We start from the raw sequence: 23,950 nt of genomic DNA on the forward strand, positions 1-23,950 counted from the left end.
CTCTTTACGGATGGAGGGGAGAGTCAGACGTTGATCCGCTGATCGGCGGCGCAAAGCTGTCGATGTGCGGTTCGATGTGCGATCCGGTATGCGGGCGGCGCCGTGCTCATCAACTTGAGGACGGCGGACAGGCCCGCGGACGCGAGAAAACAGACGGCGGCCAGCGCCGTCGCCGGTACGCCCGCCTGCTGCGCCGCGCGCGGCGTTATGGCCTGCTTCACGGCGTCCTTTACGTCCTGCAAAACGGCTTGCGTTACAGACTGCGCTACGGCTTGTGTCAGGGCTTGTGTTACTGCATGTGTTACTGCATGTGATACGGCCTGCGGTCTACGCATTACGGCCTGCGGTCTACGCGATACGTCATGGACCACCCATAGCTGGCGTACGGCCCGGGTCATGATCCAGCCGGCCAGCAAAGTAACGACGCCCGCCGGCTTCCACGCGTGCACAGAAACAAATCTGCGCCAGGGAGCGGCAAAGGCCAATTGCAGCCGGGTCGGGCCGAAAGCCCGGAGTGAACTGTGCATTTATGTGCCTGAAGCTTGCGTGCACGGAGCCTCTCGCACGGCAATGTGAGCCGGGAGCTTGAGCGACGCGTTATGGGGATGCCCTCAAGGGTAGGGGAATGGCGGACGTTTGGTGCGACGCCAACCTGCGCCAGCTTGTCGCACACGCGATCGTTAGATCGCGTTGTGATGCTTTAACCCATTGATAATATTGAATTTTTGGTGAGAATTCAACGTGCGGCAGACGCGCGCAGCGAAGCCGGTGCTGCGCCAATAGACCGCGCCGCGGCGGTGCGTCAATCTGCCTGGATGCCGTGCGCGCGCCGATGAATTAAGCGCTGACGGAATACGTTGTATGCGAATTGAGAGGCGACGAGGTGTGCATCGACGCCGATCGACTCTCCCGCGCGCTTTCTCAGATGGGAGCCGAAGGCGGCATCGGCGAAGCTGCGCTCGCATGAGCCTTGCCGAACAGCAGATGCTCGATGAGATCGTTGTCGATGGTTTCGTTGTTGAGCGTACGCGCGAGCAGCTCGCCCGCGAGCAGTTGCGGCGAGAACACCATGTCGGGCTGCAGCAGCCGCAGCCGCTGCAGATTGCGGCTGTCGTTCACGAGCACCACGGTCCGCATCTTCGGCGCGAGGTCCTTGATGGCGAGGATCACGAAGGCGTTCTCGGCGTCGTCGGCGCGCAGCGCGAGTACCGCAAGCGCGGTTTCCGCACCCGCGGTGTGCAGCGTCGCGGTGTCGCTCGAATCGCCGATGACGAGATCGGCGTTTTCCGGGTACGCATGCGGCGCGTTCGGCGCGACGATCACCGTGACGGCGTAGCCGCGCTTGCGCAGCCCCGCGTAGACGTTGTGCGCGAGCGGCGAGGCGCCGACGATCAGGTAGTGGTTCTTGCGGGACACGTTTGAAATCCCTCCCTTCACAATGTGCTTGAGCTTGCCGCCGATCACGGGGCCGATCACGGCGCTGATCGACGTCGCGAACACGGTGATGCCGAGCACGATGACCGATACCGTGAAGAGCCGTGCCGTGTCCGAGTGCGGCGTGATATCGCCGTAGCCGACCGTGGCCATCGACACGATCGAGAAGTAGAACGCCGTGAGCAGGTTGCGGATCGGCGGCGAGAAACCGTCGCCGAGGTAGAGCGAGCCGAACACCGCGTAAATCATCAGCGAGCCGATGCTGAGGATCGCGAACAATGTGCCAGCGGCAAGGCTTGTGCGGTTGAAATGGCGCCAGTAGTAGAGCAGCGCGGCGGCGAGCGCGAGGGTGAAGGCGAAAAGCGGGATGCTGCGATATCCGCCCCACACGCTGATGAAGGCCGCGGCGGCCAGCAGCAGGAGCGAAAGCACCCACGCCACGCGTGCGCGCAGTGCGATGCCGATTGCCATCGTCGCGAGGCCCGTGGCGATTACGGCCTGTGGTAGCGCGAGCAGGCCGACTTTGTCGATGAGCGCGATCCAGTCGTGGATCCAGCCGCCGCGTGTGTGCCGCAGCGCCTTTTCGGCGATCGGGCGCAGCAGCATCAGCCCGTCGATCACGATCAGCACCGCCAGATAGCCGTGCGGCACGATCTGTATGGCGAAGTGGCGCAGGCGGCGGACGACGGCGTTCATCGCTGCGGTATTGTCTGTGCCGCTGACGGCAGCGTGTCCGGACGGCGCGGCGAAGTGGGCGGCTTCATGAACGGGACGGGTGCGGGCTTATCGTGGGTATGTTGCGAGTTTGTCGATTCGGCGCGCATGCACTCGCACCAGGCTCACGCGATATTAGCAGCCCGGCCCGATACCGCTGGCGCGGCCATGCAACGGGTGCTTGCGCAAGGTCGCGTGAGGTCGCCGCACAGCGCCTGGTTATCAGTGGCGAGTCAGTTCGTTTGTTGCGTCTGCACGATATGCAGCTCGCGCGTGCGCAGCGGCAGCGCGCACTGCGCGTCGTTCAGCGTCTGCCGCACCTGGCGCGAGAGCGCCCAGCGCAGGTCCCAGAACGTGCTCGTGTTCGACCAGACGCGGACGTTGAGCACGGCGGTGCTGTCGTCGAAGCGGCTCACCATCACTTGCGGCGCGGGCGAGCGCAGCACGCGCTCATCGGATTCGACGAGCGCGAGCAGTGCGTCGATGGCGCGGTTCACGTCGTCGCGCACCGAGACTTCCACTTCGAGGTCGAGGCGGCGCGTGGGATTGCGGCTGAAATTGCGGAGCGAGTTGCTCCAGAGCGCGCTGTTCGGCACGAACTCGCAGATGCCGTCGGGTTTCGTAAGCCGCGTCGTGAAGAGGTTGATCTCCTCGACCGTGCCCGTGACGTTGCCGCCGCCGTCGATGAAGTCGCCCACCTTGAACGGCCGCAGCAGCAGCAACATGATGCCGGCCGCGATGTTCTGCAGCGTGCCTTGCAGCGCGAGGCCGATCGCGAGACCGGCTGCGCCGAGCACCGCGACGATGCTGGCGGTCTGGATGCCGATCTGCGAGAGCGCGCCGATCAGCGCGATGATCCGCACGGTCCACACGGCGGAGTCGCGGGCGATCGGGCGCAGCGTCGGTTCGATGCTGGTCTGCCCGGCGAGCCAGCGCCCCGCGCGGCGCGCGATCCACCAGCCGATCCACAGGATGGCTGCGGCTGCGGCGAGGCGCAGTGCGAAGTCGCTGAGCGCATTCCACAGGAAGCTCCAGTTGGATGGATGAATGTGTGCCAGGAGGGATTGCATTGAGGTGTCCTTTTCGTCGGCGCTCGCGTGGAGGCGTACTGGGGCGGGAGCGTGCCGGCGGGTGGCCGGCACGAGACGTAAGGGACCATTCTAAGGGCCGGAGGCCCGGCTCAGGCGATGTGCGCGCAGTTCGCGCCTCGGGCGACGGAGCCGCCGCCGCGTTCAACACACGTCGATATGCTGGATCGGTGTCAGACGAGATCTGACGTCCCGGTGCTCGGGCACGCGACACGGCGACGGGCGCGGCGCGCCCGAAGCGGCGCGCACCGGCCACGCAGGCGATTACGACAGCGGTCACGCCGATCATCGCGGGCGGCACGGCCTCGTGCAGCACGAAGGCTACTTCAAGACGCGCGATCAGCTGATCGACGTGCTGATCGAGGAGTGTTTCCTGCCGCTGCGCGCCGGAATGGGCGGCATCTTCGAGGCGCATCCCGACGATCCCGTCGCCGCGCTCACGTTGCTCACCGAGCGCTTTGCGGAGATCGGCGAACGCTATCCGTGGTTTGCGCCGCTGTGGGTGCGCGAGGTGATCAGCGAAGGTGGACTGCTGCGTCAGCGCATGCATGCGCGTTTCGGCCAGTCGCATCAGCTGGCGGCTCAGGCCGCGATTGCGCGCTGGCAGCGCGAGGGGCGCCTCAATGCGGCGCTGGAACCGTCTCTGCTGTTCCAGTCGCTGCTCGGCCTGACGCTGCTGCCGCTTGCGACGTCGCGCGTCTGGTGCAACGATCCGGCGCGCCGCGAACTGAGTGCGCGCGACATTGGACGGCACGCGGTGGCGCTCATCACGCAGGGCGTCGGACCGGCGCACGGCACGCATGAGCGTGGATGATTTTGCAAATCGTGCCGGTATGTCCTGCCATCGCATCTGCACCTCGAAGCCGCGCGATTCCAGCGGTTATTTGAGCGCCGCGTGCGCCGCGTGCGCCGATGTCGCAGCGCGGTTACGGCGCTGCAATTCGATATTGCTTATGGTGCAACACGTTGGCGTGCCGCAATCGGTGCCGGAACGCACACGCAGGTTCACCGCGCCGATCCGTCAATTGTGGCGTTTCAGGGTGCAGCATTTCGAAGCAGCAGGCGCGTATCCGGGAACGACCGCACGCAACCGGCCGTCAAACACGCTTCGACCGGCAGCGCGGCGAAGCACCGCTGACGCGTTTCATCGGCTTGTCTTAATGGCGGGCTATCGTGCGCGGCGCGTCATGTGCCAATCCATGCGCCGCCCACAGCGCGCTTCATGTGGTGGCATTAATATTGCGCATCTACGGCGGCCCGCGACGGCGTTCGCGCATGGCGCGGCTTGCCAAACAGACAGAACGGCATTCAAGCAAACACAATGAACGCAGTACACAGACTCGACCGGACGACCATTGTCCTCGTCGAAGACGACCCGCTCTCCAGGGCATCGCTGACTTCGTTGCTCGAATCGGAGGGGGCGCATGTCGTAGCGGTGGAGGACGCCGAGACCGGTGTCGAAGCGGCGCTGGAATTGCTGCCCGACGCGGTGGTCTGCGATCTCGATCTGCCGGCAATGGACGGTTTCTATCTGATCCAGCGCTTGCGCGATCACGAAATCCGCGGCGATCACGCGCCCGCCATTGCCGTCGCCCTGACCGGACACACCGACGAAAGCTGGCGCCTGCGCAGCATCGGCGAAGGTTTTCAGCACTTCATGACGAAACCCGCCCGCCCCGATGAACTCGTGACGCTATTGAGCGACGCGATCGATTCGCGGCACATGTAAGCATCGGCGTGCCTGAGTGTGCATCGGCGCGACTGAGCGCGACTGAGCGTGACTAAACGTGCCTGAGCGTCCTTAAACGCGTGCCTGAGCGCGCGCGACGCTGCGTGGCTGTCGCTTCAGGACTGCGCGGCGGCTTCGGCCGGCGCCGGCTCGGCGGCCTGGCATTGCGCACAGACCCCTTTTAGCTCGATCCCGTCGCCCGCGAGCCGGTAACCTGCCGCCTCGATCTGGGCGACGAGCGCCTGGCGCAGTTTCGGCTCGTGCAGTTCGGTGATGTTGCCGCATTGCTGGCACACGACGAGGATGCCGTGCTGGCACTGCGTGAGGTCGTGGCACACCGCGAATGCGTTAATCGATTCGATGCGGTGAATGAGCCCCGCCGCAAGCAGGAAATCGAGCGCGCGATAGACGGTGGGCGGCGCCGATCCTGGATGGATCTGGCGCATTTCGTCGAGCAACGAATAGGCCTTGGTGGCCCGGCCCGAGGTGAGCAGCAATTCCAGCACCTTGCGGCGCAGCGGCGTGAGCTTTTCGCCGCGTTCGCGGCAGTACGCCTCGGCCATCGCGAGTGCGGCGTCCAGCGACGCGGGCGATGCGGGCCGCGCGGGTGAACGGGCCTGCGCGCCGTCGTGGAGGTGCGCGTGATCGCCGTCGTGATCGTGATCGTGCGGGGCCGCCATATCCGGGGACGGTTTTGCTGTGTTCATCCCGCGATTATACGGGGCGCGTCGGCGGCGCGCCGGGCCCCGCATGACGGGGATCGATCAGGTGAGCGGCACGTCGACGTACTTGCGAAAGCCTTCGCGATGCGCGAGGCGCTGATACCAGCGCGCGAGATTCGGCAGCGGCGGACGCTCGACGCCTTCGAGGCCGAACCAGCGCCGCGCGAACGCGCCGATCACGATGTCGGCGAGCGAAAAGCGCTCGTTTTCGAGGAAAAAGCGGCCTTGCAGATGACGATCGACCCGTTTCCACAGCGCGCCGACGGCTTCGAAATCGGCGGTGAGTTTCGTCATGTCGCGCTGTTCGACGGGCGTGCGCACGAGCGTGGCGAAGACCGGGCGTTCGGCGGGCGCGAGCGTGCTGAGCGACCAGTCGAGCCAGCGCTCGATCAGCGCGCGCACTTTGGGATCGGCGGGATAGAGCTGGCTCGACGAGCCGTATTGCATGGCCAGGTAGCGCAGGATCGCGTTCGATTCCCACAGCGTGAACGTGCCGTCGACGAGCGTCGGCACTTTCCCGTTCGGATTCATGGCGAGGAAGGCGGGTTCGTCGAGCCGGCCGTATTGCAGTCCTGCGTCGATGCGCTCGAACGGCAGCACCAGTTCGTCGCAGCACCACAGGACTTTCTGGACGTTCACCGAATTGGCGCGTCCCCAGATGGTGATCATCAGGCGCACTCTCCTTGACGTTGTAAAAAAGGGCGTGTTGGGGGACGGGCAGGCGGCCTGAGGAACCGGTCCTAGCTCCAGACAGAGGCTCCGATCAGCGTGCCGGTGCGCGTGTGCGCGTTCCACCAGATCACGCGCAGGAGCGGTGCGAGACGCGCGATGAGGATCGCCTGAACCGGGTCGCTTTCGATGAAATGCGTGACGCCGCAGCGGATCGCCGCCGCGGCCTTGTGCGCGGCGGCGCCCGAAGGCGTGTCGTCGTGCTCGTCGGATGCGCGCATCACGAGATCCAGATGCCCGAAGCCGTAGCGTTCGAGCCATGCCCGCGTGCGTGCGCGGTCCATCTCGGGCCGTCCAGTGATAATGGCGCGCGCACGCTTCATGTCGATGCCCGGAATGCGCTCGAACGGCGTGAGCGCATCGCGCTCGGCGAGCGCCGCGTCGAGATCCTGCTCGTAGCGTTCGAGTGGCAGATCGGGCAGCAGCACGCCGTCGAGGTCGATCGCGTAGACGGTGTACTCGTGGTCGTCGGCCATCAGCGAACCTTGCCGCGCGCCTTCACGCGACCAGTCGGCGCGGTAGCGGTCCGTGTAGGCCTGGCGCTCCCATGGGAACAGCGTGAAATAGCCGCTCGCGTCGATCGAATAGTCGGGCTGCAGGCGCGAGAAATCGTCGTAGGCGCCCGTGAGCGTGCGCACGATCAGGCCATGTTCGCGCAGGAACGCGATGCAGTCGGTAAGCGTGTTGCCGCGCCCCGCAATGTCCTCGCACAGCAGCACTTTCGAGCCGGGCTCGGGCAGCGGCAGCGACGAATCCCAGCGGACTTCACGGGTGGCGCGCCCGTAGCGCAGGAACGCGACGTCCGCGCCGGTTGCATGCGACACCATCAGCGCGAGCGGCGCGCCGCCGCGCAGAATGCCGATCACGGCGGCGAACGCCTCCAGGGCCAGCACCGGCTGAAGCGACTCGACCCACTGATCGAGTTGTTCGTAAGTGAGCGGGACGACGGGTTTGTTCATCGGGTCGGAAACGGACATAGCGACGCAAAAATGGTGGGCACGTGCACGGCGCGCGACAACGACGGCTACTGTAGGACGAATGTTTGGCGATATTATGCCTTTGCTCGTGCGGCCCTGCTGGACCGCTGGGCGTGGCCGACAGCGGATGCACAGGTCTGCGCCGCGCCTTCGACAACAACGAATCGAAGAAGCGAAGATTCGAAGATTCAGGGATTCAGGGATTCAGGGATTCAAAGCGTGAGGGAATGGGAAGTCATGCAGGAACCTGCCGGCTGGCGGCGCGGGGCCGCTGTAGTTGCCGTGGCCGTGGCCGCGCGGGCGATTGCGGCGCGCGCCGTGCCGCGTACGCTGCGGGCGCGCGATATCGAAGGCGATAACGGCGGTGATAACGGCGGTGATAACGGCGGTGATAACGGCGGCGATAACGATGGCGATAACGATGGCGAGATGCGCGCGCCGAACGCGGGTGGCCGCTGATGCCTCGTCCGCTACGCAGGTTCGTTCACGTTCTGATCTGGATTGTCGCGCTGATGCCGCCCGTGGCGGCGGTCGGCTATCTGCTCTACGCCAATCTGCTCGATCCGCGCGTCATCGATCGCCTCACCGGCACTTACAACGGTCTTTACTGGGATGCCGCGCAGCTCCAGAACGCGTACGCGCGCTTCGAGAGCCAGTTGCTGATCTACGCGGACGGCGCCGACCGCGACCTCGACGAACTGCAGTTGCGCTATACGGTGCTGCGCGCGAAGCTCAACGTCGCGAACTTCACGACGCAAGCGCTCGGCGCACGGCCGCACCTCATGAAGCGTGAACAGGACGATCTCGCCGTGCTGGAAGCGGCGATTGCGCCGTTCGAGGCGCAGCTCCCGACGCTCGCAGCCGATCCTCGGCGCGCCTTGTCGATGGTGCGCGTGCTGCGCGCGCACTGGCCGCAGGTCGTCGATCTCTCGCTGAGCCGCCATTTCGCCGACATCACCGAGCGCGATGCCATCCGTCACGACTTCATGGCGAAGCGCCGCGAACTGTTCGCGGCGGCGATCTTTCTGCTGATGCTCTCGGCGGCGGCGATGGTATTGCTCGTCATGAACGGCTACCGGCGCACGCGTCTCATCCACCAGCAGCGGGCGCTGCTCGAAGCCGAGCACGAGGCGAGCCGCGCCGCGCGCGAAGCGGGCACGGCGAAGGACGCGTTTCTCGGCATGATCAGCCACGAACTGCGCACGCCGCTGCACGCGATTGTTTCGTCGATCGAGCTGCTCGGCTTCAACTCGCATTCCGCGTCCGACCGCAAGGTGATCCAGCGCCTCGAAACCGCCGCGCGCCAGCTCGAAGCGCAGATGAAGGATCTCACCGACTACGCGCGGCTCGGTGCAGGCAAGCTCGAATTGCGTCACCAGCAGTTCGATCCGCTGGAATTGCTGCAGTCGATCGTCGACGAGAACGAATCCGTCGCGACGGCGCGCGGGCTTGCGTTCGAGCATGCGTGGCACGGCGGCCGGCATCCGGTTGTCGCCGATCCGCACCGGATCCGCCAGATCGCGAACAATCTCGTCACGAACGCGATCCGCTACACCGAGCAGGGCTCGGTGCGTATCGAATTTGCGCTCGGCGCGCGGACGCTGTCGATCATCGTCGGCGATACCGGGCCGGGCGTGCCGCCGTCGCAGATTCCGCTGATTTTCAAGGAGTTCACGCAACTCGACACGTTGCGCTCGCGCCGCTACGAAGGTGCGGGCATGGGCCTCGCCATCGTGCGCGGCCTGGTCGATCTGTTCGGCGGAACGATCGAGACCGACAGCCGGGTGGGCGAGGGCACGAAATTTACCGTCACCGTGCCGGTTGCGCGTGTCGACGCGCGCGCGACGGGCGGCGCAACGCAGCAGACCGGCGGCAAGTTCGCGCGTGCGCGGGTGCTCGTGGTCGACGACAATCCGCTCGTGCGCGAGTCGCTCTGCGAGATGGCCGAGCACATGGGCTACGCCGCGCTCGCGGACAGCGCCGTCGATGGCGCGCTCGCGCGTCTCGCCACGCACCGTTGCGATGTGGTGCTGCTCGACCTGCATATGCCTGGCCGCGACGGCTACGCGTTTCTCGCGGGGCTGGAAGCGGGCGGAACGGCGGGGCCGCGTCCGCGGGTGATTGCCGTGAGCGCGGATGTCGCGGCGCTCAACGCAGCATGCGAGGGCGGGCCGTTCTTCGAATGCCTGGCCAAGCCGGTCCGCTATGAGGTGCTGCGCGCCGCGTTGCAGCGCGCGTTGTCGGTGCCGCGTGCGGCTCGGGAGAATGAGGCGGGCTAACCAGGACTTGAGGCGCGGCCCGCCGAGTGCGCGTCAGCCGCGGTTGAGCCGCTTCGAAAGATCGGCGACGAGAATCGCCATGCGCGCCGGCTTCTCATAGCACGCGACGTCGTAGTGGCGCACGACCTCGCTGATCTCCGATTCGCTCGCCTTGCCGGTCAGCAGTTCGCCGGTCAGCACGAAGATCGGCGCGTCGGGATTCTCGGACGCGCGCACGAGCCGGATCGCGTCACCTGCGGTCTGGGCGCCGAACAGCCAGTCGATCACCACGGCGTCGTACACCTGGTTCGCGAGCGCGCCTTCGAAGGCGGCGAGGCCGTAATGGGCCGTGGCCGCATAGCCGTTTTGTTCGAGGTAGTCGCGCAGGTTGTCGGCGGAGGCGCGGTCGTCGTCGACGACGGCGACCAGCGGCTTGTCGGCCTCGGCGCGGCGCGGAGAAATCTCGATCTTGAGGACTTCGCGCGCGTCCTGGTAGTGCGTGCCGTCGGGGCGCACGACGCGCCACTGTCCCTGCGTTTCATACGCGATGAATTCAGGCCGGCAGCCCGGCTCGACTGGCGTGCCGATCCACGCGACGCACGGCAGCACGGCAGCGTTCACGTACAGCCGCGCTTCATGCGCGCTCGCGCCCGCCACGTACGGATCGGGCAGTTGCGTGCCGAAGAGATGCCCGGCCGGCTCGCCGAACGCGGCGGCGACCTTCGTGATCTGCGCGAGCGTCCATGGGCTTTCGCCGCGCAGCTTGCGGTGCCCTTGCGAAAAGCTCAGTTCGAGGATCCGGCAGAGCTCGGTCGTCTGTTGGCGCTTGCCGATGCCACGACGGCTCATCAGCGCGCGCACGCGCTCCGCGACCGTGGCCGGATCGGTTGTGTGTGCTACGTTTGACATCCTGCCTGCGAGCTCGATGACTCAGTTTTTTTGACCAGGGGTGGTGTGCGGCCGCTCGCTTGCCACGGTCGGATCACGTACAGATCGTCCCGGGAGCAGGCGGCGCGCATTATTCTAAACGCATCAATTATCGGCAACCTGGTTTTTATATGACTAAATTGGGGGCCGGAGAACGTTTGCCTGACGTTATCTTTATTTCTGACAGACTTGCTGGTTTTCAGACGCGGCTGCGGTCAATCCATGGGCGGGCGAAGCGGTGCGCGGGCGATTATCGGCGCCGTCGCCGGGCGCATCCGTGGTCCGTTTAGTAGTCCGCTTGATGGACTGCTTTGTAGCTAGGCGTGCAGGCGCGCTCGGGCGTGAGCGAAAGACGGCAAGAGGTGCGCGAAAGACGGCGCGTGGTGGCAGGCTGGCGGGCCGTCGGGAACCGGCGGCCCGGTGGGGCGGGAGGTGTCGGTGTCTTAGCGCGCGGCCTCGCGCAGCGTGTCGATATCGATCACGAAGCGGTACTTCACATCGCTCTTGAGCATGCGCGCGTAAGCCGTGTTGATGTCCTGCATCTTGATCATCTCGATGTCCGACGTGATGCCGTGCTGCCCGCAGAAGTCCAGCATTTCCTGCGTTTCTTCGATGCCGCCGATCAGCGAGCCCGCGATGCGCCGCCGCTTGAAAATCAGGTTGAACACCTGCGGCGACGGGTGATCGTGTTCGGGCGCGCCCACGAGCACCATCGTGCCGTCGCGCCGCAAGAGCTGGATGAACGGGTTCAGGTCGTGTTGCGCGGCGACCGTGTTGACGATCAGATCGAAGCTGTTGGCGTGCGCCTTCATCTGCTCCGGGTCCTTCGATATCACGACCTCGTTGGCGCCGAGACGCTTGCCGTCCTCGATCTTCGACTGCGACGTGGTGAACAGCACGACGTGGGCGCCCATCGCGTGCGCGAGCTTCACGCCCATGTGACCGAGTCCGCCGAGGCCCACGATGCCGACTTTCTTGCCCGGGCCCGCGCCCCAGGTGCGCAGCGGCGAGTAGGTGGTGATGCCGGCGCACAGGAGCGGCGCGGCGCTTGCGGGGTCGAGGTTTTCCGGCACGCGCAGCACGAAGGCTTCGTCGACGACGAGCTGCGTGGAATAGCCGCCGAAGGTGGTCTCGCCGCTCACGCGGTCGATGCCGTTATAGGTGCCGACGAAACCGTTCTCGCAATACTGTTCGAGGCCTTCGGCGCAGCTTGCACAGGTGCGGCACGAATCGACGAGACAGCCCACGCCGACGAGCTGGCCGACCCGGTAACGCGTGACGCCCGGACCGGTTTCGGCCACGCGTCCGACGATTTCGTGGCCCGGCACGACCGGGTACATCGTGTTGTGCCATTCGTTGCGCGCCTGGTGCAGGTCGGAGTGGCACACGCCGCAATACTGCACGTCGATGCGCACATCGTATTCGCGCAGGGCGCGGCGCTGAAATTCGAACGGTGCGAGCGGCGTGCTTGCGTCACGGGCGGCATAGCCGTAAGTCGGGTACATGTTGACTCCTGTTGTGACCGGCGAGGTTGGCGAGGGTAGCGAGGTTGGGTCTCGCGGCAGGGTTCCCATCGTAAGGACCGGGCCGTGGCCGGGGAATACCTGAATCTATCGAAGACTTGCCTGATTCTCCTGGGTGCGGGCACGCCGGAGGGATCGGTGATAGATTTCCAAGCCTGTTTCTCTGCAATGTGTTTGCATTTGGGGCACATACGACATGACACACATTCCTGCTCCTGCCACATCGGCCAGCCATAAGGCCAGCCACGAAGGCGGCCCGATCGACGAGGGCGGCTACACGCAGCGCCGCATGGTCGAACTGCTCACGCAACTTACGCGCCAGGACGGCGTCAATCCTTCCGCGCTCGAGTGCGTGAGCCTCATGCGCGCGAGCGTTGCGCGTCCGCGCACGCCGGTCATGTACGAGCCGAGCATTTTCATCGTCTGCCAGGGCCGCAAGCGCGGCTTTCTCGGCGATCAGGTGTTCGTCTACGACGCGCAGCAATATCTGGTGCTTTCGGTTCCGCTGCCGTTCGAATGCGAAACCGAAGCGAGCCCGGAGGAACCGCTGCTCGGCATTTCGATTCGCGTCGATCTGACGATGGTCGCCGAACTGTTGATGGCGCTGAACGAGTCGCGCGGCAGCACGGTTTCGGAGCCGCGCGGCATCTACGCCACGCAGCTCGACGCACCGCTCTCCAACGCCGTCTTGCGCCTGCTCGACGCGCTCGCTTCGCCGTGCGACGCTCGCATTCTCGGGCCGTCGATCGTGCGCGAGATCCTCTACCGCGTGCTGACCGGCGTGCAGGGCGACGCGATTCGCGCGGCGCTCGCGCACCAGCACCACTTCGGCCGCATTGCGAAGGCGCTGCGCCGCATCCACGCCGACTATTGCACCGGCCTCGACGTCGACATGCTCGCGAACGAGGCGGGCATGAGCCTCGCGGTCTTCCATGCGCACTTCAAGACCGTGACGTCCACGTCGCCGATGCAATACGTGAAGACCACGCGCCTGCATCACGCGCGGTTATTGATTGCGCATGACGGGCTCAATGTGAGTGCTGCGGCGGCGCGCGTGGGATATGAGAGCGCGTCGCAGTTCAGCCGCGAGTTCAAGCGCCTGTTCGGCCTGAGTCCGGCCGACGAAATGCGGCGTGCGCGCGGAGAGGCCCAGGCCGAGGTCGCGGCGCCGCGCGTCGCGCCGGCTGCGCCGCGTTATGTGACGGCGGTTTAACTCGCGTCAAAAAACCTGGATCAGTCGTATGTCGAATCAACGGCGAAACGATCAGGCCAGGCGGCGTGGATTCCGCTTGCCGCTTGCCGCTTCGGCATGGCGCGGGCGGGTTGGCGTCGTGTCTTCTTATTTCACCCGAGTCGTGTAGAGTCGTTGTGTGCGGCACGGACTGACGTGCCGCTTCACCTTCAGAGGCGCCTCGGCGGAATCGAAGAATGCAAACATTGATCGAGGCGCTAAACCAGTGTGCGGTCCTCGTCGTGAATCAGTTCTATGAGGAGCTGTCACGATTACCCAAATCCCGGCTCATTCTGGAAATGTTGTCGCCGGATGAAGTCGTTCATCTGAAATCGAAGCAGATCCAGAATCTTCTCGCCCTCTCGGACCCCGACCTGACCGCGGACGGCCACGCCGAGATGGCGCTGCGCATCGGCCGCATTCACGCCATCGTGGGGCTCGACAAGGAAGAGCTGGTGCGCAGCCGCGGCATTCTCCAGGAACTGCTTTTCAAGCTCATCAGCAAGCGGGTGAGCGGCGAATCCCTTTCGCTTTACGCGAGCCGCCTCACGACCGATCTCGCCTGGCAGCTCAAGGCGTATCAGAACGTGCAGGATTCGCAGCAGGAAGTCCTGCTGCGCGTCACGCGTCTCGTGTGGGAAGCGGGCAGCTATACGAATTTCATCGACGACCTGGTCGAAGTGCTTTCGGCCCATGACGAGATCGCGGCCAGCATCATCGGGCGTCCCGATGAGCACGGCTTCTTTCACTTCGAGGCAGGCGCCGGCGCCCACGCGCGCGTCGGGCTGCTCGAGGCGCTGACCGACGAGAGCCGGCCCATCAGCGTACGCGCCGACAATCCGCTGGGGCAGAGCGCAGTGGGACGCGCGTGGCGCAACGGCAAGGCTGAACGCGTGCTCAACTACCAGACCGATCCGCTCGTCGAACGGTGGCGCGAACTCGCGCGCCGCGAAGGATTGCGCTCGGCGGTGGCGATCCCGATCGCGGCTCAGGGCCAGTCGCCGATGGCGATCCTCGTGCTCTTCAGCGCATTGCCGGGCGGTTTCATCGGTCCGCACCAGGTGGCGTTCATCGAACTGCTGCAGACCTTGCTCGGCTGCGCCGCGATGCGCCTGCAAACCCAGGACGGCAAGAGCCACGCGGTCCCGGTGAGCGTGCGGCAGCACTGGGCCGCGCTCGTGCGCACGGATGGGCTGGAGATGTACTATCAGCCGCTTCTGAACCTGCGCACGTGGCAAGTGGGCAAAGCCGAAGCGCTCGCGCGGCTGCACGACGGCGGGCGCGTGCTCACGCCGGATGCGTTCCTTTCCTCCCTTGCCTCGGACGATCTGCTCGCGCTGTATACGCACGGCCTCGACGAGGCGCTCACGGATCGCAAGCAGTGGCTGCGCGATAACCTCGATCTGGAAATCTCGATCAATTTGCCGCCCGCGGCGCTCAACGATATCCGCTATTTCGAAGCGACGAGTTCCGCGCTGGCGGCGCACGCGTGTGCGCCGACGAAACTCACGCTTGAAGTTCTGGAGAACGAATCCTTGTCGTTGAGCCAGGGGCAGTGCGCGATTCTCGATCGCTTTCGCGGGCTCGGCGTGCTGCTTGCGCAGGACGACCTCGGCTCGGGTCACAGCGGGCTTGCGCGACTGCGCGAGCTGCCGTTCGACTGGATCAAGATCGATCGGGAAATCGTGCGCATCGACGGTGACGGCGCACTCGACGTGCTGCGCTTCATCTTTCAGCTCACGCACCTCGGACATGCGCTGGGCAAGCTGGTGCTTGCGGAGGGGATCGATACGATCGAGCTCGTGCACGCGTTGTCGATACTCGGCGTCGACGGCGCGCAGGGCTACGTGATTGCACGGCCAATGGAGGCCGGACGCATGCGCGAATGGATGGCGAATCAACCGTCCTGGCCGGTCGCGCCGCGCAGCGAGAGCGTGCTTGCGCGTCTCGCGCGCTTCGTGCTGTGGGAGGAGCGCGTAGCGTTGATTTCAGCGGTGCCCGGCGCGGGGCAGCGTCTGCTTGACGCGCCGCACGGGCGGAGAACGGATGATCCCGCCGTCGATGAGTTTGCCCGGTCGCTCACCGAATTCGACGACATTCTGCCGTCTGGAAACGGCCATGATGCGGTACGGCAGGCGTTGCTGCGCACGCTGTTGACCGAGGGCCGCAACAGCGGCGCCTACCGTTCGGCGGTGCGGCAGTTGATGACGGCCATCGGGCATGCTGCTTCTGTGTGATTGCAGACTTGCGCAGACGGAAGTTGCCTGCATGACCAAGAGCCGCGCATAACGGACTCAACCGCGATTTTCCGTCGGGAGATGTGCCGCAAAGCCCTCGCGCAGCGAAGCTTCCTGCTTCTCGAACAGTGCCGGATTTCCCTTTCTGAGCTTTTCGAGATTGATGAGCTTCCACCTTATGGCTGGCAGTTCGCTCAAGTGCCTGTAAGGCATCAGGGACCAGTCGGGGGCGGCGCGAACGAGGGAAATCAGGAACTGGCGGTGTTGATCGGTCAGGGCGACCGGCAGCTCCCGATGCAGACGTTCCTGCATCGCTTCGAGTACATCGAGGCCGACGATCTCTTTCGTCATCCCGACGAAGTCACTCTCGTAGGCGCCCGCCATCGAACGCTTGTGGTTAAACAACACTTCGTGAATCGGCCGGTTGTGCCCCGCGAGGTAAGCCACGAAGGCATCCACGATATCGGCACGCAGACCGAAGGCCGAGAACATGTGCATCGCGTCAAACAGGTCACGTGGGTGCTGGCGGTCCAGCGCCGCGACGAGCTTGCTCCCGTAGAGTTCGGCTTCGTGGAGGGTGGGCACGACGATACGGGTGTTGAACAGTTCTTCTGCGGATTTCACGAGAGGGCGCGGGACCGGCTCCAGCAATGTGCCTCTGAACACGTAGTTGACTTCCACCTTGACCGAGGTTTCGCCTGAGATCACGATGAGCTTCACTTCATCGCCCTTGGCCTTACCGGAGGTGGTGGCCGCCGAAAACTTCGTGGCATGTCCCTCGGTCTCGATACGTGCTCTGGCGCGTTCGATCTCTTTGCTGATCGCGGTGATCGCTTCGTCACGGTCGAGTTTTGGGTCCGTCACCACGACATCGATGTCAACAGAGAGGCGAGGCATTTCCTGCAAGAACAGATTCAACGCGGTTCCACCTTTCATCGCGAAAAGAGGCGTGTCGAAAATGATCGGTGCGATGCCCAGCATCAGCCGGACCGTGTCCACGTAAATCTCGTTCATTCTGGTTTGAGCGTGATCCGGCCATTTTTTGTCTGATTCGACCATCTTTTCCCGGCGCCGAGACGGTCCACATGCTTCTGAATTCCCTGAGCCCACGGAAAATCGGCCTCAAACCCGAGGTTACGCACAAGCCTGACAACTTTCACGCGGTGGCAGTGGCTCAAAAACTCGTCCAGCACGTCGGCGCGCAGGTTACGCAGGCTCACCATCAGGTTGCTCGCTTCCTCAAGCGACTGGCCTTTCCCGATGTCGCTGGCCAGTTCCAGAATCGCGCGCTCAGGCACGGACACCTTGACCTCCGGGTCGCCCGCAGGGAGCGGTTTCAGGCCCTTTTCGTAGGGCAGATCGTCGTCGAAAAGGGCGGTGGTCTGAAATGAGTAGGTCAGGTGCTGGCCTACCCAGGAGGGGATGCGATATGGCTTTTGGCCCCATAGCACAACTTTTTCCCGAAACGCGATGTTGTGACGGACGCCCTGCCACGAAAGAGCTGTTTTCCCCCCGACGTGAAGACCGGCAATGTGTCGCGTCAGGTATGCGATCGAACCGTCCCTTGTCGGAGTGTCGCCGGTCAAAAGGTATGCGCCCTGCGAGAGCCGTTGCAGCCACCCGGATTTGACCATCTGCGCCGCGAGCGCGGCGCTGATCCCCATGTTCCTGAGCATGCCGGAATCGACAGGATGACCGCGCCGACTCTCCTGCATCAGCCGCTGGACTGTTTTGTTACTCATCGACGCCATCCGGTTGCGTTATTTGATTGCAGTATATATAGGATATTTTGAATTATCTGCAAATTTTTAACGTCACCGATAATTTGACGAGCCGGTGTGATCTCGTGGTTCCCGCGTTGTTTGCATACTAAAACCACGGAGGATAGTTGATTTTTTGCACGTAAATAACGCCAATTGGCGAGGGCGGATACATCAGGCCCCTCTGCCGACGAGACGTCCCCCTGACAGCAAAAAAAGAAGCCTGCCATCCATGAGATGGCAGGCTTCGTGGTTCGCACCCGTACTTCAGACGCCTGCTACAGCGCTTAGCCGCACGCCCCGACTTCGCCGCACGCCGTGCAGAAATCGCAGCCGTCCTTGCGGATGACCGCATTGGCGCCGCACGATCCGCACTTGCGGCCGAGCATCACGTGCAGTGTGCCGTGCTTCGTATCGGACGGGGCGGCATTGGCGTTGTCGTGCGCCCGGTCGCCGGAATGCGCCGACGCGTCATGCGCGCCAGCCGCCGTCTGATCCTGCGATGAACCGGCGGCGCGCCGATGCTCGTTGCGCAGTTGCGCGAGCAGACGCGACGGCACCTGGCGTCCTTCGGCATCGAGGAAGCCGCGGCGATGCAGGATCTGCTGAATCGCGTAGGCGATTGCCGCCACTTCGGAGTCGTGCCACATCGGCGTGCGGTGTCCGTCGAGGCGCTGCGTTTCGCCATAGCGCACCTGCCCGCGATCCCACGATACCTTGCGCAGATCCTGCAGATTGCGTGCGATGAAGCCGCCGCGCGCCGCGAGCGACAGCGAGCGCATGGTCGCCGTGATCCATTGCTGCGATTCGTCGCGCTGCCCAACCGGAATGAAGAACTCGATGGGCCGCTCGATCGTCAACGATTCGCCGCCGACCTGGCCCGTCACTTCGAGGAACGACACCGCCACGTAAAGCGACACCTTGCCGGCCTGCGTGCGGTACTCGATCTTTTCGATCACCGCCGGCAACTGGCCCTTCGGCCGGTGATCGATCGCCACGCGCAGCGGGTCCTGCTGCGTGTCGTTGAGCGTGTCCTCTGCTGCGGCAGCAGCGGCGGCAGCGGTGGGCAGCGTCTGCAGCACGGCGCCGAGCGTCTCGTTCGGCCGGTACGTGGCGAGCCCCTTGAGGCCGCGCCGCCACGCGTCGAGATAGAGCCCTTCGAACGCTTCGAACGGGTAGTCGGCCGGCACGTTGACGGTCTTCGAGATCGACGTGTCGACGAACGGCTGCACCGCCGCCATCATCGCGATGTGATCCTGCGCGCTCATCTCCAGCGCGCTCACGAAGTAGGCGGGCAGTGCATTCACGTTGCCGCCGAGCGTGCGATAGAGGCGCCACGCGTGGTCCTCGACCATGAAGGTCTCGCTGCTGCCGTCGTTCATGCGGCGCGTACGCTGGTAGCTCCACGAGAACGCGGGTTCGATGCCGTTCGAGGCGTTGTCGGCGAACGCGAGGCTCACGGTGCCCGTCGGTGCGATCGACAGCAGATGGCTGTTGCGGATTCCGTGCGTGCGGATCGCGTCCTTGATGTCGTCGGGCAGGCGCGAAGCGAAGGTGCCTTCCTCGAGATAGGTTTCCGCCTCGAAGAGCGGGAACGCGCCGCGCTCGCGCGCGAGTTCGACCGACGCGCGATAGGCTGCGTCGCGCATCGTGCACGCCACGCGCGCGCCGAATTCGCAACCCTGTTCCGTGTTGTAGCGGATGCCGAGCATGACGAGCGTATCGCCGAGCCCGGTGAAGCCCACGCCGATCCGGCGCTTTGCCGCGGCTTCGGCGCCCTGTTCCGGGAGCGGCCAGATGGTCACGTCGAGCACGTCGTCGAGGAAACGCACTTGCGTCGCCGTGCGTTCGGCCAGCGCGTCCCAGTCGAATTCCGGCGTGCCGCCCTTCAGCTGCGCGAACGGATCGATGACGAAGCGCGTGAGATCGAGCGGCCCGAGATTGCAGCAGCCGTACGCCGGCAGCGGTTGCTCGCCGCACGGGTTCGTCGCGCGAATGGTTTCCTTCGCGCGCAGGTTGTTGTCCTCGTTCATGCGCGAGATGAACACGACGCCGGGTTCCGCGATGTCGTAGGTCGAGCGCATGATCGTGTCCCACAGGTCGCGGGCGCGTCGTTCGTCGTAGATCCACATGCCGTCTTCGCGCTGCTGCAGATCTTCTGCGGCGCGCAGCGCGGGCGACGGCTCGGCGGGGTGCACGAGCTGCCACATCTCGTCGTTTTCGACGGCGCGCATGAACGCATCGGTCACGGCGACGGAGACGTTGAAGTTGTTCCAGCGTCCCTTCGAGTGCTTGGCCTCGATGAATTCGGGCAGATCGGGGTGATCGCAATCGAGCACCGCCATCTGCGCGCCGCGCCGTGCGCCTGCGCTTTCGACCGTGCGGCACGAAGCGTCGAACACGTCGATATAGCCGCACGGCCCGGAGGCGCACGAACCGGTCGAATGAACGTGCGCGCCGCGCGGACGGATGGCCGAGAAGTTGTAGCCCACGCCGCCGCCGCGCCGCATCGTTTCAGCGGCCTGCAGAAGCGCGACGTAGATGCCCGGACGGCCCTGGTCGTCGAAGCCCTGGATGCTGTCGCCGACGGGCTGCACGAAGCAGTTGATGAGCGTGGCCGCGATGCCGCTGCCCGCCGCGCTCATGATGCGCCCGGCGCCGAGTGCGCCGTGGCGCAGGTTGTCGACGAAACGCGCCTCGATTTCGGAGCGCAGTTCGGGCGGCTCCGCCATTGCGACGCCGCGCGCGACGCGCAGGTAGATGTCGTCTGCGGTGCGCTCGTCGCCTTTGGCGTATTTCTCGAGCATCACGTCGAGGGAGAATTGCTGCGGGGCAACCGCGAGCGGAATTGGAGGCTCGTTCTCGGCCATGTACCTGGTCCTTGGGTTGCGCCGCGCGAACGTCGCGCGGCGGTTAACGGGCAGAGGTAGCCGACCGTGCCGGACACCGCATGCCTGGACACGGGCTCACCCCCATCCCCTGGGCGGGCGTTCGCCCCGTCCCTTGGGCGGGTGCTTGCCGCATCCCCTGGGCGGGTGCTTGCCCCATCCCAATAATAACCCGCGTAAAAGATGCCCTGAAAGTTACACTCTCGGCAAAACGAAGGAGGCGGGATGACGCACCAGAAGCGGGCGGATGGGGAGGCGAGTGTCGTGTACCAGGACACTGTGCGTGCGGAGTGGGTCGACTACAACGGCCATCTGCGCGACGCATTTTACATGCTGATTTACAGCTACGCGACCGACGTTTTGCTCGATGCAATCGGACTTGATTCAGCGCAGCGGGACGCGCGCGGGCGCTCGATGTACACGCTCGAAGCGCATTTGATTTATTTGCGCGAAATCAAGGAAGGTGCGCGCGTGCGCGTCGATGTGCGCGTGCTCGAACACGACGCGAAGCGCGTTCACCTGTATCTGGAGATGTATGCAGACAACGCTCCGGAGCCTGTATCGGCGAGCGAGCAATTGTTGCTGCATGTCGATCACTCGGGACCGCGCGCAGCGCCGTTCGATGCCGACGTGCTCGCGCGCATGACCGCGCTGCGGGCCGCCGATGCGGGGTTCGAACCGCGTCACCCGGCGCGCGCCATCGGGCTCGCGCCGCGGCGTGCGCGGTGAATGCTGTGAATGCGGCGAGTGTGGTGGGGATTATTTGTTGCCGAGCTCGCCGAACACTTCTGCGGCGATCATCACCGATGCGTTGAGCGGAGCGGGGCGTTCAGCCGGTTTGAACACGGCGTCGCCGCGGCGGATCTTGCGGCGCGACACGGCGCAGGTGCCCGACGTATGCGCCGAGCGCCGGCGCCAGCGCTGCTCGCCATAGTGACAGCGCCCCGGCTCGACCCAGCGGATCACGAGCGCGCCATCGCTCTGTTCGAGCACTTCGATGCGCTCGCCGTTGGCACCGTCTAGCGCGAGACACGCTTTGGATTTCATTGTCGGCTCCGTAGGTGGGGTGCCAGGAATTTATTCCTGTCCGACAGCAAGTGCCATTGTGTCTCAGTTGAAACACCATTCCAGTAATCGCAACAATCTCTAGGCGATAGGTCGCAAATGACGAAGGAATGGGGCTTTGCGGGGGATCTGCGTCAACTACACGGATTTGTGCAACGCAGTGTTGTCAGGAGCGTGACACGAAATGGGCGCTCGGAAGAGGGGCGGAACGCCTGAGATCCGTGGGAACCGGGGCAGGATGCGGATGCGTTTCGCGCGGGGAGCGGGCGTCGATCCGTCAAGGCATGGCAGATTACCTGATTCGCCGCCCGTCTGCTCCGAACCCGGCAACCGGGTACGAACGCCAGCACGCAGCCGCTGCGGCGTACGTCAGCGCACGCAGGCCAGCGCGTACTTCAGCGCGGCGGGCAGCACCTCGCGCCAGACGGGCCACACGTGGCCGCCATCGACGATGTGCAGCGCCGCTGCGTTGCCCGCCTCGCGCAGCCGCGTGTAGAGCAGCGATGATTCGGCCTGGATCACGAGGTCGTCGTCGCCCGAGGCGATAAAGAACGATACGCGCGCGGGCTGCGCGAAATACGCGTTCCACAGCGCCGGATAGTTGAGTTCGTGCCAGACGCGCGGATCGAACTGGTGCTCGCCGAAGACGCCGACGTACCGTGCAGCCGAAGCGGGCGGCGGGTCGTTCGAATAGATCGCGGGCGAAAGCAGCAGGGCGCCGCAAAATTCATCGGGGTGCTCGAGCGCGTAGCGCAGCGCGCCGAAGCCGCCCATCGAAACGCCGCCAATCGCCCGTCCGCTGCGCTGGCTCTCCACCGCGAAGTGCGTTTCGATCTCGGGGATCAGGTCGCCGAAGAACGCCGTCTCCATCTTCTCCCGCCGATCGACGTACCAGTCGATGCCGCCCTGCGGCATCACGATCACGACCGGCGCGATCTCGTGGCGCGCAATCAGCGCGTCGGCCGCGATTTGCAGGTCGCCCTGGGTGATCCAGTCCATCGGGTCGCCGTTGTTGCCATGCAGGAGATAGAGCACCGGATAGCGTGGGCCGTCGGCGCGATAGCCGGCCGGCAGATAGACGACGTACGGCCAGGCGCGGCCAAGCGCGGCCGAACGAAACATGTGCACGGCGATCGTGCTGGCCGAGGCGGGCACGGCGAGCGCGGCGCTGAGCACAAGCAGCGCTGTCTGGAGGAGTCTGCGCATGGCGGCAAAACGGAACACGACGGAACGGGATGATAACTGGCGGATCGCGCCCATGGCGCGGGTCATCATCCTGGCTGCCGCACCGTGTGGCGTGCCAGCGCCGTTTCAGGCGGAGACCTTGACCTTTGCGGGCAGCAGGCGTTCGAGCGGGCCGGACAGGCACACGACGAGCAGCAGGCTGCCGAGTGCGAGCGCATCGGCGGCCAGACCGAGCGGCACGTCCAGATAACCGTCCGTGTACCAGTAGAGCAGCGAATCGATGACGAGCGAGATGACTGCGCCCGCCACGAACGAGAGCAGCCCTTTGCGGCCGATGAGTCCGATCCACGGCAGCGCGCAGGCAAGCCGCTTCGTCCAGCCGAGCCGGACCGCATGCGCCGTGAGCCACGCGATGCCGAGGAAGTTCAGGGCGCGGAACCAGGCGAGGTTGCGCTTGAGATCGCTGTCGAATACCGCGTTGCCGGGAGAAAGCCGCCAGGCGGCGCACGCCACGACGACGGCGAGCGCGGCGAGCGTGACGATCCAGCCGAGCCGGTGTGCGCTCACGCGCTGAAAGACCGGCTGTGCGCGCGCGATGACGCCGAACACGAACATCAACTGCCAGCCGAGCGGATTGAAGTCCCACTGCGTGCCTGCGGCGTGCGGCAGCCAGGGGGTGGCGAGCGGCGCGAGCCCCCACAGCGCGAGACTGAGCGCAAGCAGCCACCAAGGCTTCTTGTGCGCGAGCGGCAGCGCCAGCGGTGCGGTGAGCGCGAACCAGGCGTACATCGGCAGCACGCCCGCCAGATAGGGCTGGCGGCGCAGCAGCACGATATCGCTCAAGGCGGCGGTGGGGGCGAGCGCGAGGTCGTCGAGGTCGGTGACGGTGAGGTTGGGCGCGGTGATGTCGCACGCGAGCAGGATCGCGGAGACGAGCAGCATCAAGAGCGCCGTGACGACAAAGGCGCGGTAGATCTCGAACGCGCGCCGGATGAAGCGCTGACGCGCGGCGGCTTCCGTGCGGCGCGCGCAGAGCGCGGCCCACGCAGTGGCGCTCGCGTAGCCGCCCAGAAAGACGAAGACCTCGGCCGCGTCGCACAGGGCATAGGTGTGCAGGGTGAAGCGCGAGAGGATGCTGCCGCCGATGTGATCGACAACGATGACGAGGAGGACGAGACCGCGGAAAAAATCGAGTTCGACGAGACGGCTGGATGGTTGTGACATGGGTCTTGCTAACAGGCCGCGGCGACGCCCTGCAACGCAGGATGCGCGCGGGTATCGGGCGGCTGTGTCAATCGGCGATGGAATGAGGCCGTGGGGCGCGAGGCGCCGCCGCTCGGGATGAAGTGTCCCGTCTGGCCGGACAACAAACAGGCAAGGGAAAGACCGGATTGTGACATTCAGGTTCCCTGCCATGAAGTCAGTCGCTTGATTCAGGTAAATATTCTCTTAATTTCTTGTTGCCTTCATCGCGAGCCGCACG

21 protein-coding genes and 2 pseudogenes are annotated in these 23,950 nt (G+C 65.0%); 8 read left to right on the plus strand and 15 right to left on the minus strand.

Annotated elements, in window-relative coordinates:
• Positions 1 to 23: 23 nt before the first annotated feature.
• From EPN59_RS14360 to EPN59_RS14375, 4 genes and pseudogenes are all read right to left on the minus strand, one after another.
• On the minus strand, positions 24 to 527 hold the full coding sequence (locus EPN59_RS14360) for a hypothetical protein (RefSeq protein WP_293035533.1): 504 nt from the start codon (positions 525 to 527) through the stop codon (positions 24 to 26).
• A gap of 394 nt (positions 528 to 921) precedes the next feature.
• The gene (gene kch, locus EPN59_RS14365) at positions 922 to 2,130 is read right to left on the minus strand and encodes a voltage-gated potassium channel protein (RefSeq protein ID WP_293035534.1); all 1,209 of its coding nucleotides are present in this window, start codon (positions 2,128 to 2,130) and stop codon (positions 922 to 924) included.
• A 251-nt stretch (positions 2,131 to 2,381) separates the two neighbouring features.
• The gene (locus EPN59_RS14370; RefSeq protein ID WP_293046258.1) at positions 2,382 to 3,218 is read right to left on the minus strand and encodes a mechanosensitive ion channel family protein; all 837 of its coding nucleotides are present in this window, start codon (positions 3,216 to 3,218) and stop codon (positions 2,382 to 2,384) included.
• Positions 3,219 to 3,456: 238 nt separating this feature from the next.
• A pseudogene (locus tag EPN59_RS14375) lies at positions 3,457 to 3,552 on the minus strand (EamA/RhaT family transporter); the annotation flags it as partial.
• Positions 3,553 to 3,558: 6 nt separating this feature from the next.
• On the opposite strand from EPN59_RS14375, the pseudogene EPN59_RS14380 reads away from it, so the two are divergent.
• From EPN59_RS14380 to EPN59_RS14390, 3 genes and pseudogenes are all read left to right on the plus strand, one after another.
• Positions 3,559 to 4,050: pseudogene (locus EPN59_RS14380) on the plus strand (TetR/AcrR family transcriptional regulator); the annotation flags it as partial.
• Positions 4,037 to 4,561, plus strand: coding sequence for a hypothetical protein (locus tag EPN59_RS14385; protein WP_293034173.1), 525 nt, complete (start codon positions 4,037 to 4,039; stop codon positions 4,559 to 4,561). The pseudogene EPN59_RS14380 and the gene EPN59_RS14385, both read left to right, overlap by 14 nt.
• Entirely contained in the window at positions 4,558 to 4,965 is a 408-nt protein-coding gene (locus EPN59_RS14390) for a response regulator (RefSeq protein ID WP_293034174.1), read from the plus strand. The genes EPN59_RS14385 and EPN59_RS14390 overlap by 4 nt, the downstream gene beginning before the upstream one ends.
• 116 nt (positions 4,966 to 5,081) lie before the next feature.
• Here EPN59_RS14390 and EPN59_RS14395 read toward each other — a convergent pair whose 3' ends face one another.
• The 3 genes from EPN59_RS14395 to EPN59_RS14405 form a co-directional block, all read right to left on the minus strand.
• Entirely contained in the window at positions 5,082 to 5,672 is a 591-nt protein-coding gene (locus EPN59_RS14395) for a Fur family transcriptional regulator (protein ID WP_293034175.1), read from the minus strand.
• A 57-nt stretch (positions 5,673 to 5,729) separates the two neighbouring features.
• Positions 5,730 to 6,356, minus strand: a complete 627-nt coding sequence (locus tag EPN59_RS14400) for a glutathione S-transferase N-terminal domain-containing protein (protein ID WP_293034176.1) — start codon at positions 6,354 to 6,356, stop codon at positions 5,730 to 5,732.
• 71 nt (positions 6,357 to 6,427) lie between these two features.
• Complete coding sequence (locus EPN59_RS14405; RefSeq protein ID WP_293034185.1) at positions 6,428 to 7,375, minus strand: phosphoribosyltransferase; 948 nt, start codon at positions 7,373 to 7,375, stop codon at positions 6,428 to 6,430.
• A 255-nt stretch (positions 7,376 to 7,630) separates the two neighbouring features.
• Between EPN59_RS14405 and EPN59_RS14410 the strand changes: the two genes are divergently transcribed.
• The gene (locus tag EPN59_RS14410) at positions 7,631 to 7,852 is read left to right on the plus strand and encodes a hypothetical protein (protein ID WP_293046260.1); all 222 of its coding nucleotides are present in this window, start codon (positions 7,631 to 7,633) and stop codon (positions 7,850 to 7,852) included.
• Positions 7,852 to 9,672, plus strand: a complete 1,821-nt coding sequence (locus EPN59_RS14415) for an ATP-binding protein (protein WP_293034178.1) — start codon at positions 7,852 to 7,854, stop codon at positions 9,670 to 9,672. The genes EPN59_RS14410 and EPN59_RS14415 overlap by 1 nt, the downstream gene beginning before the upstream one ends.
• Positions 9,673 to 9,705: 33 nt before the next feature.
• Here EPN59_RS14415 and EPN59_RS14420 read toward each other — a convergent pair whose 3' ends face one another.
• Positions 9,706 to 10,560 (minus strand): helix-turn-helix domain-containing protein, encoded by an 855-nt coding sequence (locus tag EPN59_RS14420; RefSeq protein WP_293034179.1) that lies wholly within the window; start codon positions 10,558 to 10,560, stop codon positions 9,706 to 9,708.
• A 461-nt stretch (positions 10,561 to 11,021) separates the two neighbouring features.
• Positions 11,022 to 12,083, minus strand: coding sequence for an NAD(P)-dependent alcohol dehydrogenase (locus EPN59_RS14425; RefSeq protein WP_293034180.1), 1,062 nt, complete (start codon positions 12,081 to 12,083; stop codon positions 11,022 to 11,024).
• Positions 12,084 to 12,390: 307 nt separating this feature from the next.
• On the opposite strand from EPN59_RS14425, the gene EPN59_RS14430 reads away from it, so the two are divergent.
• Positions 12,391 to 13,314, plus strand: a complete 924-nt coding sequence (locus EPN59_RS14430) for an AraC family transcriptional regulator (RefSeq protein WP_293034186.1) — start codon at positions 12,391 to 12,393, stop codon at positions 13,312 to 13,314.
• A gap of 215 nt (positions 13,315 to 13,529) precedes the next feature.
• Positions 13,530 to 15,569: an EAL domain-containing protein gene (locus EPN59_RS14435; protein ID WP_293034181.1), complete on the plus strand. Its 2,040-nt coding sequence runs from the start codon at positions 13,530 to 13,532 to the stop codon at positions 15,567 to 15,569.
• Between the two features lie 57 nt (positions 15,570 to 15,626).
• On the opposite strand, the gene EPN59_RS14440 is transcribed toward EPN59_RS14435, so the two are convergent.
• The 3 genes from EPN59_RS14440 to EPN59_RS14450 form a co-directional block, all read right to left on the minus strand.
• The gene (locus tag EPN59_RS14440) at positions 15,627 to 16,583 is read right to left on the minus strand and encodes a nucleotidyl transferase AbiEii/AbiGii toxin family protein (RefSeq protein WP_293034182.1); all 957 of its coding nucleotides are present in this window, start codon (positions 16,581 to 16,583) and stop codon (positions 15,627 to 15,629) included.
• Positions 16,580 to 17,311 carry a type IV toxin-antitoxin system AbiEi family antitoxin domain-containing protein gene (locus tag EPN59_RS14445; protein ID WP_293034183.1) on the minus strand — a complete coding sequence of 244 codons (732 nt, stop codon included), beginning with the start codon at positions 17,309 to 17,311 and terminating at the stop codon, positions 16,580 to 16,582. Before EPN59_RS14445 ends, EPN59_RS14440 begins: the two co-directional genes overlap by 4 nt.
• A gap of 305 nt (positions 17,312 to 17,616) precedes the next feature.
• On the minus strand, positions 17,617 to 20,199 hold the full coding sequence (locus EPN59_RS14450; RefSeq protein ID WP_293034184.1) for an adenosylcobalamin-dependent ribonucleoside-diphosphate reductase: 2,583 nt from the start codon (positions 20,197 to 20,199) through the stop codon (positions 17,617 to 17,619).
• A gap of 243 nt (positions 20,200 to 20,442) precedes the next feature.
• Here EPN59_RS14450 and EPN59_RS14455 point away from each other — a divergent pair, with 243 nt between their 5' ends.
• The gene (locus EPN59_RS14455; RefSeq protein WP_293046262.1) at positions 20,443 to 20,946 is read left to right on the plus strand and encodes a thioesterase family protein; all 504 of its coding nucleotides are present in this window, start codon (positions 20,443 to 20,445) and stop codon (positions 20,944 to 20,946) included.
• A gap of 30 nt (positions 20,947 to 20,976) precedes the next feature.
• Here the strand turns inward: EPN59_RS14455 and EPN59_RS14460 are convergent, their stop codons facing one another.
• The 3 genes from EPN59_RS14460 to opgC all read right to left on the minus strand — a co-directional run bounded on the left by EPN59_RS14460 (position 20,977) and on the right by opgC (position 23,691).
• Complete coding sequence (locus EPN59_RS14460; protein WP_293046264.1) at positions 20,977 to 21,264, minus strand: DUF3331 domain-containing protein; 288 nt, start codon at positions 21,262 to 21,264, stop codon at positions 20,977 to 20,979.
• Between the two features lie 387 nt (positions 21,265 to 21,651).
• Positions 21,652 to 22,488, minus strand: a complete 837-nt coding sequence (locus tag EPN59_RS14465) for an alpha/beta hydrolase-fold protein (RefSeq protein WP_293034608.1) — start codon at positions 22,486 to 22,488, stop codon at positions 21,652 to 21,654.
• Between the two features lie 105 nt (positions 22,489 to 22,593).
• Entirely contained in the window at positions 22,594 to 23,691 is a 1,098-nt protein-coding gene (opgC, locus tag EPN59_RS14470) for an OpgC domain-containing protein (protein WP_293034607.1), read from the minus strand.
• Positions 23,692 to 23,950 lie beyond the last annotated feature (259 nt).

This window comes from Paraburkholderia sp. (assembly GCF_004298475.1).
GTDB classification, from domain to species: Bacteria; Pseudomonadota; Gammaproteobacteria; order Burkholderiales; family Burkholderiaceae; genus Paraburkholderia; species Paraburkholderia denitrificans.